The 17785-nt window shown below is 54.2% G+C and carries 10 protein-coding genes and 1 tRNA gene; 2 read left to right on the forward strand and 9 right to left on the reverse strand.

The genetic code is table 11. The annotated features are described in order from the left end of the window. Nucleotides 1-78 precede the first annotated feature (78 nt). From LOC67_RS02155 to LOC67_RS02180, 6 genes are all read right to left on the reverse strand, one after another. On the reverse strand, nucleotides 79-2427 hold the full coding sequence (locus tag LOC67_RS02155; protein ID WP_230260857.1) for an ABC transporter substrate-binding protein: 2349 nt from the start codon (nucleotides 2425-2427) through the stop codon (nucleotides 79-81). Continuing rightward, nucleotides 2427-5801 (reverse strand): PQQ-binding-like beta-propeller repeat protein, encoded by a 3375-nt coding sequence (locus tag LOC67_RS02160; protein ID WP_230260859.1) that lies wholly within the window; start codon nucleotides 5799-5801, stop codon nucleotides 2427-2429. Before LOC67_RS02160 ends, LOC67_RS02155 begins: the two co-directional genes overlap by 1 nt. 96 nt (nucleotides 5802-5897) lie before the next feature. Continuing rightward, nucleotides 5898-6677, reverse strand: coding sequence for a biopolymer transporter ExbD (locus LOC67_RS02165; RefSeq protein WP_230260860.1), 780 nt, complete (start codon nucleotides 6675-6677; stop codon nucleotides 5898-5900). 75 nt (nucleotides 6678-6752) lie between these two features. Then, the gene (locus LOC67_RS02170; protein WP_230260861.1) at nucleotides 6753-7235 is read right to left on the reverse strand and encodes an ExbD/TolR family protein; all 483 of its coding nucleotides are present in this window, start codon (nucleotides 7233-7235) and stop codon (nucleotides 6753-6755) included. 3 nt (nucleotides 7236-7238) lie between these two features. Then, nucleotides 7239-7892, reverse strand: coding sequence for a MotA/TolQ/ExbB proton channel family protein (locus tag LOC67_RS02175; RefSeq protein WP_230260862.1), 654 nt, complete (start codon nucleotides 7890-7892; stop codon nucleotides 7239-7241). A gap of 83 nt (nucleotides 7893-7975) precedes the next feature. Then, nucleotides 7976-8905 carry a hypothetical protein gene (locus LOC67_RS02180; RefSeq protein WP_230260863.1) on the reverse strand — a complete coding sequence of 310 codons (930 nt, stop codon included), beginning with the start codon at nucleotides 8903-8905 and terminating at the stop codon, nucleotides 7976-7978. Between the two features lie 287 nt (nucleotides 8906-9192). Here LOC67_RS02180 and LOC67_RS02185 point away from each other — a divergent pair. Beyond that, nucleotides 9193-9265: transfer RNA gene (locus LOC67_RS02185), tRNA-Phe, on the forward strand. Between the two features lie 515 nt (nucleotides 9266-9780). Here LOC67_RS02185 and LOC67_RS02190 read toward each other — a convergent pair. Next, nucleotides 9781-11484 carry an alanine/glycine:cation symporter family protein gene (locus tag LOC67_RS02190; RefSeq protein WP_230260864.1) on the reverse strand — a complete coding sequence of 568 codons (1704 nt, stop codon included), beginning with the start codon at nucleotides 11482-11484 and terminating at the stop codon, nucleotides 9781-9783. Between the two features lie 244 nt (nucleotides 11485-11728). Between LOC67_RS02190 and LOC67_RS02195 the strand changes: the two genes are divergently transcribed. Then, nucleotides 11729-13054, forward strand: coding sequence for an alkaline phosphatase family protein (locus LOC67_RS02195; protein WP_230260865.1), 1326 nt, complete (start codon nucleotides 11729-11731; stop codon nucleotides 13052-13054). A gap of 22 nt (nucleotides 13055-13076) precedes the next feature. Here LOC67_RS02195 and LOC67_RS02200 read toward each other — a convergent pair whose 3' ends face one another. Both LOC67_RS02200 and LOC67_RS02205 read right to left on the reverse strand, forming a co-directional pair. After that, the gene (locus LOC67_RS02200) at nucleotides 13077-15707 is read right to left on the reverse strand and encodes a VWA domain-containing protein (protein ID WP_230260866.1); all 2631 of its coding nucleotides are present in this window, start codon (nucleotides 15705-15707) and stop codon (nucleotides 13077-13079) included. Nucleotides 15708-15724: 17 nt separating this feature from the next. Then, on the reverse strand, nucleotides 15725-17785 hold the full coding sequence (locus LOC67_RS02205) for a vWA domain-containing protein (protein WP_230260868.1): 2061 nt from the start codon (nucleotides 17783-17785) through the stop codon (nucleotides 15725-15727).

Genomic DNA, 17785 nt, shown 5'->3' on the forward strand with positions numbered 1-17785 from the left:
TCGTGATTACCAACGGCGCGATGCAGCACACGATGAGGCCGAACAGCCGGCTTCGTATTGAAATCCGATTGGTCAATATCAATGTTCTAGCCTCCAGTTGCCTGCATTTTGGTATAGCGAAACGATTCGATTCCCCATGCCGGACAGTGAGCGGCGATAGGCAAATGACTCGACCATTTGCCAGAGCGGCAAGACGGGCAGCTCGTGGTGAGAAATGGCATGCAAGTCCAACAATCGGTCGCGAACTTCTTTCCAGTTCAGTGCTTCTTCGAGTCGGCGGAGTCCCAAGCCGACGAGTTGGTCTTCGCTGCCGGCCAACCCATTGGGTCCAAGCAGACGACGCGCGTCGATGATCGGTTCCCAAATCGCGGCGGAGACATAAACCAAGTCGGCGGTGTCGGGTTCGGGAAAGGTTTCGCCGAGAGGAAGTTGAACAAGTTCGACCTCCAGTCCGATCAGTTGCCACTGGCTTTTAATCGCTTCGCAAGCCACCCGAGACAAGTTGTCGGCGGGGAATGCCAATCGAATCGCTCGCAGTTTCGGTGGCGGCTCTTGTTTGCGTTCGGCCTGAGCGTTTTTCAAGTTCTTGCTCAATTCGATCAAAAGCTTTGCCAAGCTTGGTTCGAAAGGCCTGGGCAAAATGGTTGAATCGTACGCATAGCCCAACGGGTCTTCTTGATTCAGACCGGCCGGGAATGGACCGCTTAGGACTTGGCAACCGTCAAAGCGTTTGTTCTCCAACAGTTCGCCGTTGAGAATGTCGTCACGGTTGATTCCGTAAAGCAAAGCTCGGCGAAAGTTTTTGTCGGTGATGAACTCATGGTCCGAGCACGGAACCAACATGTGGATCGTCGGCAGCGGGTATTCGACGACCTTGATTTCGCGACGCTGTTTTAGTGCGACCGCGTCGGCAGGGAATAATTGGTCCAAGACATCGACTTCGCCAGAAAGCAACTTGGAAACCGCATCGCTTCCCGAATCGCAGCGGACCTCGACAATTTCGCGAGGCTTCGAATCGTCCGTGTTTCCCCGACGTGCTTCTTCGGTCAGCATGAATCGGGTTTCGTTTTCATCAACCGCATCGACTCGATAATCACCGGTCGGTCCACCAACTTCGCCACCAAACCAACTGGCATCAACGTTCAGTTGCAACAAGCAAGTTGGCAAAACGTGTGGACGACGCAGCATGCATTTGACTTGCTTGGGACCCTCGATACCGATTCCAAGAACCGATGCCGCCCAGGGGGAGAAGTAAGTTTCCGATTCGGGCAGTGCCCGCTGTGCCAAACGATCTGCCAGAACGTCGACTTCGATTTGATTCAGAGGTGAAGCCAGTTTGTCGGTGTTCAGATTCAGATCCAAGACGGTTCGGTCTGGATTGGTTTCTGTTGAACCGAACAGGAAGTCGTACTCACCGCCTTCTGGGGCGGCGCCTTGGATTTCAAAAAGGTTGCGATAAAGCAATCGGCCGGCGCGTCGGGCCGCCCAGTTGTCCATCCGAACCGGGTCATAGACGCGTGCCGCTTGCAGAACGCCAACGGTAATCAGCGGGTAAACCTCGTCGATCTTTTTAACGAGTTCCTGACCGTTTTCGATGTCTGGTTTTAAGTAAAGACTTTCGCGTGCAAGTTTACGTGCGCTGCGATAATCTTTTTCGCGGACTGCGGCGATCGCTTCGTTGCGCTTTTCCATCGCCATCTTTAGGAACTCGTTGTCCCATTTCGTGATGGCGCCCATATCGTAATCGCCATAGTCAGCTTTCAGGCGAGCGAGCAACTGCTGTGCGGCATCGAGTTCATTCTCTTTCACCATCGCTTCCATCAAGCTGTTGGTGATGCCACTGATCGCCTTGAGGACGTTGGACTGTTGGTATTGATCATCGTACCGATGCAGTTCTTCAAGCATGGCGAGTGATTCAGCACGTTGGTCAGACTTTGCTCGTTGAATCGCGTTGCGCCACAAGAAGTCACTGCGAAGTTCTTTTAGCCCTGGCCGCCGCGGATAATCGCGGATCAGAATCGACAGAAAGGGATAGGCTCCCACAAAGTCTTCGCTGGCGATTCGGTCGGCGACTTCGCGTTCGAGCCTGGTTTCCCAAAAGTCGATACGATCAATATCCGTCCATTTGGCGACAAATTCGTCTGCTTCAATGCCTATGATCGTGAAACGCAGCGTGCCTTTTTGGGCGACTTGCGAAGGCATCTCACGAAACGGGAACAAGCGAACCTTTGCCCATCCGCCGCCTGATTTTTCTGTGAAAAAGACGATGTCGTGTGGGTCTTCCTGAAGCAATCCCAAGCCCGGGTCTTCAGGCTTCCCTGATTCGGCATACGTCAGCATCTGAGCAGACGATTCAGCATGAGGAATCGATATCGCGATTCCCAGCGACAATAGCCCGAAGCAGATGATTGGTTGAATACGATTCATCAATTGACTCCCCCCTCGGGAATATCAACTACATAAACGACTCCCTCAGCACCCGGCACCAGCAGTCGTTGACCGAGTGCAAGCGGTGTTGCGGAGAATGGCTGACGCAGTTCTGTGAGGCCTTGAAGCTTTCCGGAGGCTTGGTCGATTGCGACAACCCAACCGGAGTCGGCCGCGATGATCAATTGACCATTTTCGATTAACGGTTCCCCAACCGGTATGCCTTTTGGAACTGAGACCGAAAACGTTGGCTTGCCATCGATCGAGATGCCGTGCAGCGTCTGATCGTCGGTTAGCACGATGGCTTGGTCACCCGCGGCGACGGGGCCCCAAAGGACACGGCCTTCGAGTGATAGCTGGAACTTCTCTTTCAGCGAAACGATGTCACGGCCTTGAATGATGTCCGATGCCGGACCGCTGATGGATAAGATCACGCTACCGTTGATTCCGGCAATCGTGCCAATTGGCTCGCTCGCAAGCTGAACGTCGGTTAGCTGTGAAATTCGATCGCCTACTCGCAATCGATAAAGGCCTTTACGGCTATCGGCGACAACGATTTGTGACGGGTCATCTTTTAACGCGATGCTGTTGGTCCAATGGACTTCGGCACCGGGTGAACTGAGCGGCTGGAAAGGGCTGCCGATTTGCGAGCCCGTCAGGTAATCCATGTAAACGGCTCGGCCGTTGTCGAGCGTTAGGAATACACCTTTGCCAACGGCGATTCCCGATCCATCTGGTTGGCCCGAAAGTAGATTTAGACTGACCAATCGAATCTTTTCGGTGGGACGCTGCGGGTCATAAACGATGACTCGCTTTCCACCATCACTGCTGGCTTTGTTCAATAGAACGCTGCGTTTGTCATCAATGGGAAGCGGATTTTCAAAGCGCATGACAACACCGGATCCGCCCACATTTTCGATTGGGTTTCGCGTCGCTCCGCTACCGATGGCAGCACGGTCAAGTTCGAACAGGGCGGCTTGGGTGGTCATCGCGTGAACGCCCGCGTCAGCCTTGCGGAGCATCGCGACGGGAGCACCGATATCATTTCGCCAGAACTCATCTCCCGTCTTTGGGTCAACCGCCGAGATTCGAACGCCGGACGTACCACGCAGTTGCCTTGCATGGACAAGTGCGTCACCGATGATTAGTGGCTGGCCAAAGAATTTATCGCCCGAAGCTTTGGTCCAATCGGAGATCACGCGTCCGCGGTTGACTTGCAATTCATATCTTCCGATTCGGTCACCGGTCGTCCACATCTGGCTTCGACCGACGGCCATCTGTGTCAGCGTCGGATGATTGAAGGATGCCGGAAGCTTGGCGACGATTGAAACTTTATCCGTTTCAATGCTGGGCTCGATGTCAAAGACAGCGATTTCACCCAAGTCAGTCAACACAACCATGCGTCGTTGTTGGGCGACAACGGGAGAGACCAAAACGTTTCCACGCAAGCGGAACGGATCCTGTGCTTTCTTAATCGTTCGACCGCTTTCGTCGACACCTAGAACGTGAACCAAGCAGTAGTCCGAGCCTTTGTTTTCGATCACAAAGAGGTGCCCGAGCAGTGGCTGCGGCGGAACCGCGATCGTGCCTTCGGCGTGTCCAAGGTAGTAGCTTTCGATGCTGTCGCCGTTGTTCTTGGCCAGCACATAAAGGTTGCTGTGATTGCCGGGCTGGTAGACGATCGAGTTGCGGTCATCGATGCCCGGTCCAGTTTCCAAGTTTTGAGGAATCGTTTGAACCCATTTCGCGTCACCAGTGGTCGCGTCGATCGAAATCAATCGTCCGCTTTCGGTAGCCACAAATACGTCATCGCGTTCGACAACGGGCTGGGTAAAGTTTTCACCGATTTGCAATCGCCAGTCGACCGCACCGGTACGGCCATCACAGCGGTTGATTGCTAACGCTTCCGATTCGCTAAGCAAGACCGCTTCGCCTTCGTCCAAACGAGTCGGGCTGTGCGATAGTGAGTCGCCGACATATCGACGCCACAGCAAGGTTCCGTCTTCGCCTTCAAACGCCAAGACGCTTCCCTTGGCACGGAAGAACAGCACTTCGTCGCGAAGGTCGGGGGCGCGATCTCCCGACCGTGCGGTCAAGACGATTGGCTTGATTTCGGATTCGGCTTCCGGAGCGATCAGCTCGGGTAGCTTCGCACTCGACTGGACAAGCTCGTGCTGGATGTCGCTGGCTTGACGAATCAGCTTGGTAAGGCGTTCGTTATCGGCCAACTCGGGGAAAGCGCGAAGCAGTTCGAATCGAACGTCATAGGCCGCCTTCGTGTTTTTCTGTCCGAGCAAGCTTTCCATCTCGGCGACGGCCGCATCGAGTTGTTCGTTACGGGTGATGTCGCGGACGACCCGTTCGCGTTCTTCGCTGATCGCTTTGAGGCGTCCCGACAGCGTGGTGCGTAAAACACCTGTCATGTAGTTGGGGTTTTCGGTGAGTTCCATCTGCCGGTCGAGCGCTTCTAGCAGTGACCGCTTTTCACTGGTCTCTTTTTTGTCGCTTGCTTCGGCGGCGATGTTTTCACCGATTTTGACCAGCAAAGCTGCGAGGTTTCCACGTTCTTCGTTCAGCCCTTCTTCGGATTCAATTGGCGGAAGGACTTCTTTAGCGACTTGGGTCGCATACGTCGGATCGGCGTTTCCTTCAGCTCGATACAACCGAGTCATCACGATCCGCGTACGCGCCAGCGAGCTGTATTCGTTTGCTTCGCCAAATGAATCCAAGAAGTCGATATAGCTGTCTTGGGCACCGGTGTAGTTCTGGTTGTCGTACAAATCGTTGGCGATTTTGATGCGATCGTCAGCGTCGCCACGTTGCAGTAGGAAGAACAGGGCACCGCCGGTGATCACCAGGAAACCGATAATCCCGAGAAAGCCATAGACTTTGAAGGAGTCCCACTGGTTCTTTTCGGGAACCGGTTTGCGAACACGTCCGGAGGCACGTTCTCTTGGGAAATCACCACCGAGAACGTCGTCACTGCTAGCGGCGGCGGGGGTTCCGACGGCGACGGCTTCGACCGGGACTGCTTCGGCGATGACCGGTTCTGCAAAGACCTCGATCGGTTCGGCGTCGACTTCGATCGCTTCGACGACCTCTGCATCGACAGCATCAATGCCTTCGATCAGATCGTCGTCAACGACTTCAGCCGCGATCGCCGAATCATCGGGATAGTCGCTGCTGCGAAGTTCTCCGATCAGCTTTGTCGCTTGGAAGCGAGTCAATTGACCGTTATCAACCAAAAGTTTCGCGACGGCTTCCGGGGTGACATTGGCACCACCGGATTTTAACTGTTCGCGCAAGGCGTCAATGATTTCTTGATCGAGCAAACCGCGTCGTTCCAGTTGGTCGATCAGTTCGTTAGCAAGCATCGTCGTTCGTTAAGAGAAAAGCGAAAAGTTTGGTTCGAAGTGGGGCGAAGGACAGCCAACGCGTCGCGAAATGGTTGTCAGGCGTCGATGGTTGGATCAGTCGAATTCTTCGACTTGAGTGACCTGGGTTTCGGTGAAACCGGCGATGGTCCCGGCATCCATCGCATCGACAAGAAACTGTAGCTTGCACATCTCGTGTACTTTGATCACAAGACGCATAGGGCCGCCGGTATTGGCACGTTTAAGCGTGGTGACAAGGTTCTGTTTGCCGGGGGTTTCTTCTTGCCAATCGGCGGCGAGTACCAAAAACGAGCCATATTCGTCGACTTGCAGTTCGATCGGCGTGAGGTCTTCTTCCTCTTGCTCGACAACAGTTGTGCTGGGAGCATCCGTCTGTTGTCGTGGCATCTGAATCGACTTTTGTAGACTGAACGCTGCCGTGACCATGAAGAAGATCAGCAGCAAGAACGTCACATCGACCATGGGGGTCATGTCCAGTTCTTCTTCATCACGGGGCTTGCGTTTTAGAACGTCTTCGTCGTCATCTTCGTCCAGATCTGCCGCTGCGACATTGGCGTCGGTGACCGGAATCGAGGGGATGGCCCGCGGGGTCGCTGGGGTGGCGGCGGGGATCGCTTCGGCCTCGACCGCGACGGCTTCGAGAACCTGAACCTCATCGGCATCAGCTTCGACCAGCTCGGCATCAATCACGTCAGAGCCGGGAAGTGGTGTCGCTTCGATCGTTTCGGCGACGGCTTCTTGCTCGGGAACATGCACTGCCGTATCGCACTCGGGGCAGCGCACGCGTCGCCCGGCCAACGAATCGTTGACCTTGTTGATAGCTCCACACTGCGGGCAAGTGACTGGGATCGACATAGGTTAGAAAAGGATTAGGACCGACGTTCAGTTAACGTAGCTTGCGGTGATATGCAGGACACACCGGCGGCTGGATCACAACTCTTTGACGGCGATATAGGTCGACGTAATGTCTTCAAATGCATCGCCGATGATTTTTTGGACCCGGGTGACTTCGCCGACTTTGACCTCCGAATCACCCATGATCATGACGTGATTTTTTTCACGCCCCATCGTACTTTTGAGTTCCTTGCCGACGTACTCGACGATTTCAGCGGTTTGAAGCTCTTCATCGTCACTGAATTCGGTACCGTCGATCCGTTTCAGGACAACTTTGTCTTTGCCAGCGGCTTCAATGAAAACGACAGCAGAGTCTTTAGCGCTGATCGCAACACCGTTTTGGGCTTCGGGAATGTCACCCATCTGTGTCGGATCCATTTTGCTACAGACGACAAAAAAGATCAGCAGCAAGAATGTGATGTCGATCATCGGAGTGATGTCCATTTCTTCGCTGTCGCGGTTTTTCCGCGGCATTGCGAAGCCGTCATCACCATCGTCATCCATTAGATCAGTGGCCATCGCTTACACCTGACCTCCGGTGCGAGCCAAGCCAGTTTTGAATGCTTCGAAGAACCTTGCCAGTCCCGATCCGACCAAGTCTTCCATCTTTGCGATCTTGATATTCAGGTTCGCAACCAACAGCATCAACGGGATCGCGATCGCCAGTCCACTTGCTGTCGTAATCAGAGCCAATTGAATGTCACCGGCTAGCTTGCTGGGTTCGACCGACGTGGCGGTAGCGAGAGTCTGGAACGCACCCATCATTCCGAAAACCGTACCGAACAGCCCGATCATAGGCGCGCTTTTGATAACGGTACTGATCCAGCTGAGCCGGTATTCCAAGTCGCTAAGCACGTCTCGCTGAAAGCGATCCATCATCGCGCGGCGTGCCCGCTTGTAGCCAAGTTGTCGATGGTTGACGGCAAGTTCAATCATTTGAGGCACTGCACGGGTATCGCCTTCGCAATAGTCCAATGCCCCTTCGAAGTCGCCTTTGGTCAACAACTGTTCGATGTCATCAAGAAATTGATCTTGTTCTTCTTCGGTTTTAAATCGCTTTTGACCGACACGGTTCCAGACGACGACGATGCAGTACAAACCCCAAAGTGCGACGCCGGCGAGTGCAAAGTAGGTCCCGTTGGCGATGAGGCTAAACAGAGAGATCTCAGCGATCATTGAAGTCGAATTCCTGAGGTAAACGAGAGAAGATTGATTTGTAGGGAGTGTTGTATTGGGGACGCTTGGGCGTGGTCGTCATACTAGCGACCGACCCGATAGCGTTGGCTGACAATGCTGAAAGCGAATCCGTTGCCTTCGGGGTTACTTTCAAAGACGGTTTTTGCGATGTCGTGCGGAAACTTTTTCCCCTTCTGTTCGCAAAATATTTTTTCCTTCTCGGCGAGTTCGTTTTCCAGATTCTTGGGAATGAATCGAATCACGTTTCGGCCTGAGTAATTAATCCCTGCAGCACCGAGCAATTGTTGGTCAAATTGCATCAGCGGGTTGGAGAGCTTCCATGAGAAATACAGTCGCTCTTCGCTTTTTGGATTTTGATTGACCGATTTCTTTGGTGAACCAGAAAGGTTGGACGCCATGTCGATCACATTGGGCCCACCGCCGCCGAATGCAGCGAGTTGAATTTCGTAGTGATCCAGTTGACGGGCATAGTCCTTTTTGCCCTTCGCATTGAATGTCAGTTCCCAGCGTTCCCAGCGGCCGATGATGTCGTCGCCTTCACCTTCCGGTCCGGGGGGGCGGCTGTCGCCCTTTCCGGTGCCTTGTGTGGATGCTGTCGCGTTTGTGTCGGACGTCGTCAATGATGCGGCGACGCTACTGACCGCGTCAGTGACCGCTTCGATCGTGTCGGCCAGCGTTGGCTCTTGCAGGTCTTCGACCTCTTCGGCGCCTGGGGGTTCGAAGTCACGTTCGAAACCTTCGGGATTCTCACCGCGGCCCGGCGGGTTTTCGATGATCGGCTCGATCGGTTTCACCTTCGGTTCGCCACTTAGCAACCAAACGATGAACATCATCAATACGAACGCGCCTAAAAACAGGATCAGCGCAAGAAACAAAGAGGTCACCGAATCAAACCGGCTGACTTTCAGTCTTTGACGTTCAACCTGGCGTTCTTCGAGTAGACGCTCTCTGGCTTCGGTTGCCTCTTGTTGTTCACCAACAATCGTCGTCATCGTTTAATCAAATGCCTCCACTCGGCAACGCAGCGAAAAGTTTTCGGTTCAAAACTGAATGTTTCGAGGTCTGCACAACTTACGGTAGTCTGATCGGATCGGGGCTTTCGAGCGACCCGAGATCGCGAAATCCGCGAAAATCACTATTCAAAACAAACCGCATGGGCGTCATGACCCAACCCCGTTGGCACAGATACTTTGGTCGGTTCTCACAAAACAATCCGTGAACCAATTGACGAGGCACGGCATCATACCCTACGATCCTCGCAAATTCGAATGAACCAACTGGTCAGGTAGCTCAGTTGGTAGAGCACGGCCCTGAAAAGGCCGGTGTCGCCGGTTCGAGCCCGGCCCTGACCACTTTCGCCAGCAATGGTTCTTCGAATGAACTCTTTCCGCTCATTTGCGGACGACCGAATCATAACCGGTCGTAGCAAACTCTTTTGAGCAAATTTTTCAGCCCGTTCGAATGAACCTTTGTGGCTGACGGCATGGGATCGATCGCCCTCCCACTTCAATCCCAAGCCCAACCTGCCGCTGACCGTTTTTCGCAATTGCATGCGTGATCGCAAGCATGCAATCTGGCAATCAGACGGAATCGGCAATGTCGGAATCAATCTTCGGCTCGCCCGGGCAACGGTTATTGGGAATCACAGCTGGAGGGGCCGGTGATTTGACCAAGCCTCTCACTCGTTAAGGCGATATCTCGCGAATCTGGCGAACAGCCAATCGGAAGGCCCTCGGTATGGGACTCGATTACTTGAGTGAATCCGCTCCAGTTTCCAACGACGTATGCCAGCGAAATAAAAACTGGCAGCCGCTTCGCAAAAGAAACGCTGCCAGGTTCGGAGTTCTGTTTAGCCCGGTGATGCGGGTTAGTTGCCTGCGTCTGATTCGCGGCACGCATTCAGGTAGCGATTGAGTTCCTCGCGTACCCGTGGGAACAGCAAGAACAGGCCTAGCATGTTCGGGAAGACCATCGCGAAAATCATTGCGTCGGAAAAGTCGATGACCGAACCGAGCGAGACAGCAGCCCCGATCACGATCACGGAGCAAAACAGCAGCTTGTAAGAGATGTCCGCGGCTTGGCTTTTACCGAACAGGTACTTCCACGATTGGATTCCGTAGTAAGACCAGGAAATCATCGTGGAGAAAGCGAACAGAATGATTGCGATCGTCAGGACGTACTTGAAACCTGGCAGAACGCTGTCGAAGGCGAGCGAGGTCAAATCGACGCCGCCCACTCGCACTCCTTCAATCAGGACCTCTTTGTTCTGGACATCACCCCATTGGAAAAGGGTGCCGCCGTTGTAAAGGACGATCACGATCGCGGTCATGGTGCAGATCACCACGGTGTCGATGAACGGTTCAAGCAACGCGACCACACCCTCTGATGCGGGGTACTTGGTTTTGACCGCTGAGTGGGCGATTGCTGCGGATCCTGTTCCGGCTTCATTGGAAAACGCTGCACGCTGGAAGCCTTGAATAAGCACGCCAAGGATGCCACCGATGCCGGCTTCCGGAGTGAAGGCTCCCATGACGATTTCTTTGATCGCCCAAGGAACATGGCCGATGTTCATCAGGATGATCGCGAGCGCGGCAACGCAGTAAATCACAGCCATCAACGGGACGATCTTTTCGGTCAGGCTGGCGATACGTTTGATTCCGCCGATGATGACGAAGCCGACCATCACTGCCATGACAATGCCAATGATGGTTCCCGAAGCGCCAGTGTCAGGCATGCCGAAAAGGGTTTTGATTTGTTGTGCAGCTTGGTTGGACTGGAATGCATTTCCCCCACCAAAGGACGCTCCAACGCAGAAGACGGCGAACACCGTTCCGAGGACTTTTCCGAAACCCGAGAATCCGGCATCGGTAAGGCCTTTGCGGAGGTAATACATTGGGCCGCCATGGACGGTACCGTCTTCGTCGACGTCTCGGTAGCGAACGCCCAGCGTGCATTCGACAAACTTGCTGGACATTCCCAGTAGTCCGCAAACAATCATCCAGAATGTTGCGCCGGGACCGCCGGTGGCAACCGCGACAGCGACACCGGCAATATTGCCAAGTCCGACGGTTCCCGAAACGGCTGTTGCGAGTGCTTGGAAGTGAGAGACTTCGCCTTCGGCCTCGTCCCGAATGGTGTCGACCAGATCACCATCGACTTCATAAACATCGACGTGCTTGGGGATATCTTCGCCCGTTTTTTCCAAGGCATCGTAGTGACCGCGTACGACTCGAATCGCTAGTGGCAGCAACCGAACGTTTGCGAAGCCAAACGCGATGGTGAAGAACGCCGCCCCGAATACCAGCAGTAGGACGACAAAGGGCACGATGTCTAAACCCGGGACGGGCAGTTGGAAAAAGACGATCGATCCCCAGGTATCCGCAATCGGTTTAAAGGCATTGTCGATCGCTTGATCAAGTCCGACAGATGCGGATTCGGCAGGTGGGGGAGGGGGAGGTGTCTCAGGTTCTGTCTGGGCTTGAGCCGTTCCGGCCAGCTGAGCAAGTATGATAAACAGAAGGGTCAAGCCAACAGGTTTCATGCCATTGCGCATGATTCGAGACAACTTCATCGAATTTCCCGGGTAGTTACGTGAGTCGTGGAGATCGCTCGTCGAGATAACATAGTGACTTTCGCGTGTCAGTGCGCGATCGATCCCGCTGGGTTCTGTGTTTGATGGCGCAATGACTCGAATTTCCAACACTCCACGCCATTAGCGAGTGGAACGAAGGTTTGATTCGCAAATAATTATGCGTGCCATCGAACATGGCACTGTTTTTAACGGGTCAGTATCCGATGTGTAAAACACCGCGAACATGAAAAGAATCTGCATCATCAACGTCGTCGGTCTTACCCCGCGACTGCTACGCCATGGCGAGACATTGTTCGATCTTGCCGGACGTCCCGATGAGGCCAAGCTTAGCGATGGTGATTCGCAGTTCGCCCCATGGACCAGCCCGTTACCTGCGGTGACGTGCACGTCCCAAGCAACAATGTTGACGGGGGCGGCACCACGCGATCATGGGATTGTTGCTAACGGCTGGTACTATCGTGACACACAAGAGATTCGGTTCTGGCAGCAAGCCAGATCGTTAATCGAAGCCCCGGTGTTTTACGATGACTATGAAACCGCCAAGATGTTTTGGTGGTTCAATCAGTCTTCGACGGCCAAATACAGTTGCACCCCCAAACCGCACTACGGCTGCGACGGAAGTAAGGTGTTTGATGTGCTTGATCACACCGGATGTGATCTGACAAAGAAACATGGTCCGTTTCCGTTCTTTACTTTCTGGGGACCCGGCGCCGGTCTGCCTTGCAGCCGCTGGATCGCGAACGCTTCCGCGACGGTCATGCGTGAAAACAAGCCACAGGTCACGCTCGTCTATCTGCCACACCTCGACTACGACTATCAACGTAAAACTGAGCATGACCCGCAGCGAGTTGCTGAGGTTGACCAGTGTGTTCGGATTTTGCGTTCGGCAGCCGACGATATCGATGCTCAAGTCGTTGTCGTTTCCGAGTATGGGTTGGTGCCGGTCAGTCAGCCGATCCACATCAATCGCGTCCTGCGAAAGGCCGGCTTGCTAGGGATTCGCACCGGTCCGTTCGGCGAGGTCTTGATGCCCGGTGAGTCACGCGCTTTCGCCGTTGCCGATCACCAGTTGGCTCATATTTACATTGACAATCCGGATGATATTCCGGAGGTGCGCGAACTGCTTGAAAAGACTCCAGGCATTTGCAGCGTCTACGATGCCGATGAGTTAGAGCTGGATCATCCGCGTAGCGGTGAACTGATCGCGCTGGCAAAAAGCGATGCTTGGTTTACGTACTACTACTGGTTCGATGACAACCAAGCACCTGATTTTGCAAGGACAGTCGATATCCATCGAAAGCCTGGCTACGATCCCTGCGAATTGTTCATGACCAGCAAGCTGCGAATGGCAGGGCGGTTGTTACAAAAGAAAGCCGGGATGCGATACAAGATGGACGTCATCCCGTTGGATGCAACATTGGTTCGCGGAAGCCACGGTGTTCACCCCGATTCGATCGATGGGCCATTGGTCATTGGCCCATCCGGTCAGCAACCTTTGCCGACCGACATGCGTGATTTTGCCGGTTACGTCAGAGGTTTGTTGGAATAGCCTCATCGAATCCGTGTGCAACTTATCGACTCAGTTCGATTCGCCGTAAGGCCACATCGATCACGAACACCGACATCGCAATCATCAGCAGCCAAGGCCACAGCGGGAAAGGTTGCGTTGCCGTTTGCTCGCTCGTTTCAAAGATCGATTCGGGCGTAGGATCAAATCGCCCTTCGCTGACTGCCGCGATCCGTTGCAATGTTGTTGTATCGGTCGGCAGCAGTCGTAGCTCGTCGCTATAGCCGACGGAGATGCCACGTGAGACACGGCTGGTTTTTCCGCTGCTTTGGGTTTGAGCTAAGTCGATGTGATAGTCGCCACGTCGATCGGTTGGGATCGTGGCTTCGAATCGTCCGGGTGCCGTCTGACGCATCGCGATTTTTTGCCGCCCGAGACTCGGGTCGATCACGTTCAATTCCGAAGTTGCTTTTTCGATGAACGAACCGTTTTCATCAACGGAGTCGAGTGAGATATGCGTTTGATCGCCCTCACGTCGGACTTCAACAAACACACCTCGGTTTTCTTGTTTGCGCATCGCGTGTCGAATGACCTGAGCCCAGAAGGGACCGAAATCGGGCCATGACAGCCATTCACCCGCCCAGCGGTTTTTAGCATCGCTAGTAAATGCGACTGACATTCCCAGCCCGTAACGCCACCAAGCCAACAGCGGATCGCCAGCTTCACTTGCGAGAATAAACTCGGCAGTCGGTTTCGGTCGCGTGACGACATAGCCTAGCAGCAACGGCGAAAGTTCTAGGTCGATGCCTTCGAGCACACTTGTTGGACGGACGGTTTGTGCCATGAACGGCATTTCGTTGATCGCAGACTTGCTCGCCTCGACAGTTTCTTTGGCGAATACCTGCGGCACCGCGTCTGCCGAATCACAGAAGTAGTACCGTCCTCCGCCAATCTGCGAAAGTTCTTCTAGCAATGCTTCGCTGGCGCCTTGCCCGAGCGCGACTGTCGAAAGGGTGATGCGGTTGGCTGCCATTTCGGAGGCGGCGCCTTGGAAATCACCCGCCGAGGAAACTCCGTCGGTCATCAGGATGACGTGTTTCAGTTTGGCTGTCGCGCCACGTAGTGCATCCAGTGCGTCGACCATGCCGGGATACATGTTCGTACCACCACTGGCCTCGATCGTACTGATCGCGTCGATAATTTGGCCTTTGTCTGATGTCGATCGTAGTTCCGATACGGTGTAGGCCGATCCGTCAAACGCAATCACGCCGATGGCATCACGTGGGCCGAGCAGTTCCACCGCACCGCGCGCGGCGTCTTTGGCAAGTTCGATTTTTTCGCCACCCATCGATCCGCTTTTGTCGATCACCAGCATCATCGCCAACGACGGTTTCTCGCGTTCTTTTTCAAAGTTGCTGCGGACCGGCAAGATCTCCTCGATCTGGGTTCGGTAGTAACCGCCAAGACCGAACGATTGATCGCCACCGAGCATCACCAACCCGCCACCAAGTTCTTTGACGTAGATGCGAATCAGATCCATTTGCCGCATCGTCATCGCCGTCGCAGGGACGTTGGACAAGACCACGCACTCGTAGCCTTGGATTTCTGTTAAATCCGTCGGTACACCCTGTGGTGGTCTAACTTCGACATCGATGGATTGTTCATCGAGTGCCCATCGCAACGAATCCGTTTGGTCGACATCAGGATCGATCAGCAGTACACGGGGACGTCCTTCGGCATAGACAACCGATGACGATTCATTGTTGTCCAGCAATGTGTCTTCGAATCCGCGTAGCCTTGCGGCGAAGGTTTCTTGGCGTTTCCCGAGGACCGTTTGTCGAAACCGAAAACGGTTTTCACCTTTTTGGATTTTGACTGGCTTCGGTTCGTCTTCACCGATTTGGATATCACCACGATAAAGATCGATATAGCCTTCACCGTCACGGTTGCTACTGACGACGACTTCAACATAAAAAGGCTGACCTTGTCGGACTTGGGTCGGTGCTTCGACTCGCGTCAGTTGGACCTCCGCTTCACTGCGGCTGGGCAGCGGGACGGTCCAGATCGGGACGCCGCCATCGGCTGCGGTCGCGATTGGGTCTTCGCCATCGGTGGCATTGCCGTCGGATAGCAGTACAACTCGGCGAACACGCGATGGTGGCATGGAGGCGATCGCAGTTCGGACCGCAGCGTCCAGGTCAGTTCCCCGTCGTTGTTCTTGTTCGGGATCGGTCTGTTGCGTCTCTACTGATTCCGGCGATTCGGAATTTGCCGTCTTCGCATCGGTCGTGTCTTTATCGGATGATGTTGTTTCATCATCCGATTCTGGAAGGACCTCCCATTGCTGTTTTAGTGTCGAAGGTCGTTTGGCAAATTCAAGAAATCTTAGTTCGACATCTTTGCCTTCGGATGCCTTGATCGCTTGGTTGATAAAGGTGTCCGCTTTCTCTTTAGCCGCCGAATCGATGCTTTCGCTACGGTCAATCGCGAAAATCAGCATTTGCTGATTGGTCGCACGCATCAACACCGGTCCGGCAAGGGCGGCGGCCAGTAGGATCACCACCGCGACACGCAGCACCAACGACACGCGTTTTTGCCAAGCGGGGAAATCACTTAGCGATCGAAAGTGGTACCAAATCAACCAGGGAAGGCCTGGGATCAACAAGTACAACCAGCTTAGTTCTGACCACTTCACTGCTATCGATCCCTCCGCTAGGCGACAACGCGTCTTTGAAACAACGCCCATTCGGCGATGACCAAGCCACACGCGGCCAGGACCAAATAGAACCAAGGTGAACGGCTTGCCGGGGGAAGCGGTGCTGCCGATTCATCTGAGAATTCAGGTACAGCGAGGTCGCTTTCATTCGGATCGGTCAAATTCACCGCCACACGTTCACCCGCAGGTGATTCACTTGCAGACTCGTTCTCGTTCACTGAACTGTCCGGTTCCGGGCTCTTTGGCTCTGGGCCCTCCGGCAACGAGTCATCCGCTTCGGTTCCCGGTGGCGATGTTGCGCTCGAAAGGCGATACACGCCGACATGCTCCAAAGCACCTAGTTTTGCAAAGCCATCTTTCACAGTGATTGGCGTCGAATCACCACTAGGTGAAATCATCGTCGCCATCACGGTCTCATCGACGTTGCCGATATCCCAGGGGACGTCTGCTGCGATACCGGTCGTCAGCGCGGGACGGATCTCGCCCGTTTCCCTGAAGAACCAGTTCATCGCGTTGGTCATCAGGACAGGGAATGCGATTCGCAGCGGCAGATCACTGGTGTCCAGATCCGATGCGAGCAACAGGATTCGTCCCGACTCGCGTTCTACTGAAACGCAGACTTTTGCGCCGGTCGCGGTTTCCAATAGTGTGGTCGGGGTGCCAAGGTTCTCGTTGACTTCGATATCACGACCGCCGGCAAGGATCACGTTTTGGAGCTGCACGTGACGCAGTAAGGGTGAACTCTTTTCTTGTTTCGCGATGATTGGGTTTTCCATCGCTTCGCCAATCTGCCACGCCGGTTCGGAAGCATCGCCAAGCTTTGGGCCGTCTTGCGGAATGTCAACGAACAGGACTGGGCCGTCCGGAATTGTTTCTGGCACCGTTGCTGCAAAGATATGTAGCTTGGGTTGATCGGCTTCCTCCTCAGTCACAATCCGTACAAGAGGGATCGATTCAAGGATTCGGTTCAGATAGAAGGATTCGCTTTCCGATCCGACGACCAAGCGAACAGGGATCTCGGGCCGATCTGGCAGAATCGCACGCGCCGTATTATCGACCATCAAGGCGTCTTCGTCTTTCAGCTGGCCGGTCAGAACGCCACCGGCTTGTGATGTCGCGTCGATCTGTTTGCGAAAGCTTTCACCCGGTTCAATACTCATCGGAATGACATCCACCAAGTCGTCGTTCAGCTTCAGTGTCAGTCGGGCATCGGCGGGATTTTCGGAGAAATTTTCGACCACGACCAGCAGCGAATAGCCGATCGGGTCCACGGTCGATCGGCGGACTTGGAATGTGGTGATCGCTACGTTGTCGAGAGATTTTCCAACGGCGATAACACGCACGTCTTCGGCAAGCAAACGTTCGCTGCTTTCGTTTTCACTTGGCTGGCTACTACCGCCGGCTGGTGTGTCTTCCGAGCCAACGTCTTGCGACGAAGTCTTCTCGGCGAACAGATCTCGGTTCGTGATTCCGCCGTCAGTGAAAATGACAATTCTTCTGCGTTCAGGGTCACTGGCAAGGCGACGAGCGGCAGCAACAGCTTGCTTGACTTGGGTTGGCCCATCGGTCAAACGGATCTTGTCGATCGCTTCGACAACGGTAGGTGCAAAATCGGACATCCCGACGACAACACGAACGCTGGTGCCAGCGGTGATTAACGCAATGTTGTCACCATTGCGGAGCGTCGAAGCCATGTCAGACGCTTGAGAGATCGCTGCATCCAGTCTTGTGGTTCCCGTTTCCGGATCGACAGCGCCCATGCTGGCCGAGTTGTCGACGACCAAGATCAAATCCTGGCCGCGGTCCTCTTGTGAATTCCAGAGAGGATCGGCGAGGGCAAAACCGAGGAATGCGACGAACGCCAACTGCAACAGCAACGAAACCCAGTGTCGCAAATTTTGCCAGAGCGAACGTTGACGCTTCTGTTCGAATATTTGTTCCCAAAACAGCAACGTCGACACGGTCCGTCGACGGAGACGTGTTTTCAGAATGTAAAAGACAATGATCGGCAAGGCGACCAAAAGCCAAATCAGTTTGTCGGGTGAAGCGAATGACAT

This window comes from Stieleria sp. JC731 (genome assembly GCF_020966635.1).
Lineage (GTDB): Bacteria > Planctomycetota > Planctomycetia > Pirellulales > Pirellulaceae > Stieleria.

Excerpts from the sequence above, each read along its gene's own strand:
- LOC67_RS02155 (WP_230260857.1), bottom strand. The coding sequence starts at position 2,427 with ATGAATCGTATTCAACCAATCATCTGCTTCGGGCTATTGTCGCTGGGA.
- LOC67_RS02160 (WP_230260859.1), bottom strand. The coding sequence starts at position 5,801 with ATGCTTGCTAACGAACTGATCGACCAACTGGAACGACGCGGTTTGCTC.
- LOC67_RS02165 (WP_230260860.1), bottom strand. The coding sequence starts at position 6,677 with ATGTCGATCCCAGTCACTTGCCCGCAGTGTGGAGCTATCAACAAGGTC.
- LOC67_RS02170 (WP_230260861.1), bottom strand. The coding sequence starts at position 7,235 with ATGGCCACTGATCTAATGGATGACGATGGTGATGACGGCTTCGCAATG.
- LOC67_RS02175 (WP_230260862.1), bottom strand. The coding sequence starts at position 7,892 with ATGATCGCTGAGATCTCTCTGTTTAGCCTCATCGCCAACGGGACCTAC.
- LOC67_RS02180 (WP_230260863.1), bottom strand. The coding sequence starts at position 8,905 with ATGACGACGATTGTTGGTGAACAACAAGAGGCAACCGAAGCCAGAGAG.
- LOC67_RS02190 (WP_230260864.1), bottom strand. The coding sequence starts at position 11,484 with ATGAAGTTGTCTCGAATCATGCGCAATGGCATGAAACCTGTTGGCTTG.
- LOC67_RS02195 (WP_230260865.1), top strand. The coding sequence starts at position 11,729 with ATGAAAAGAATCTGCATCATCAACGTCGTCGGTCTTACCCCGCGACTG.
- LOC67_RS02205 (WP_230260868.1), bottom strand. The coding sequence starts at position 17,785 with ATGTCATTCGCTTCACCCGACAAACTGATTTGGCTTTTGGTCGCCTTG.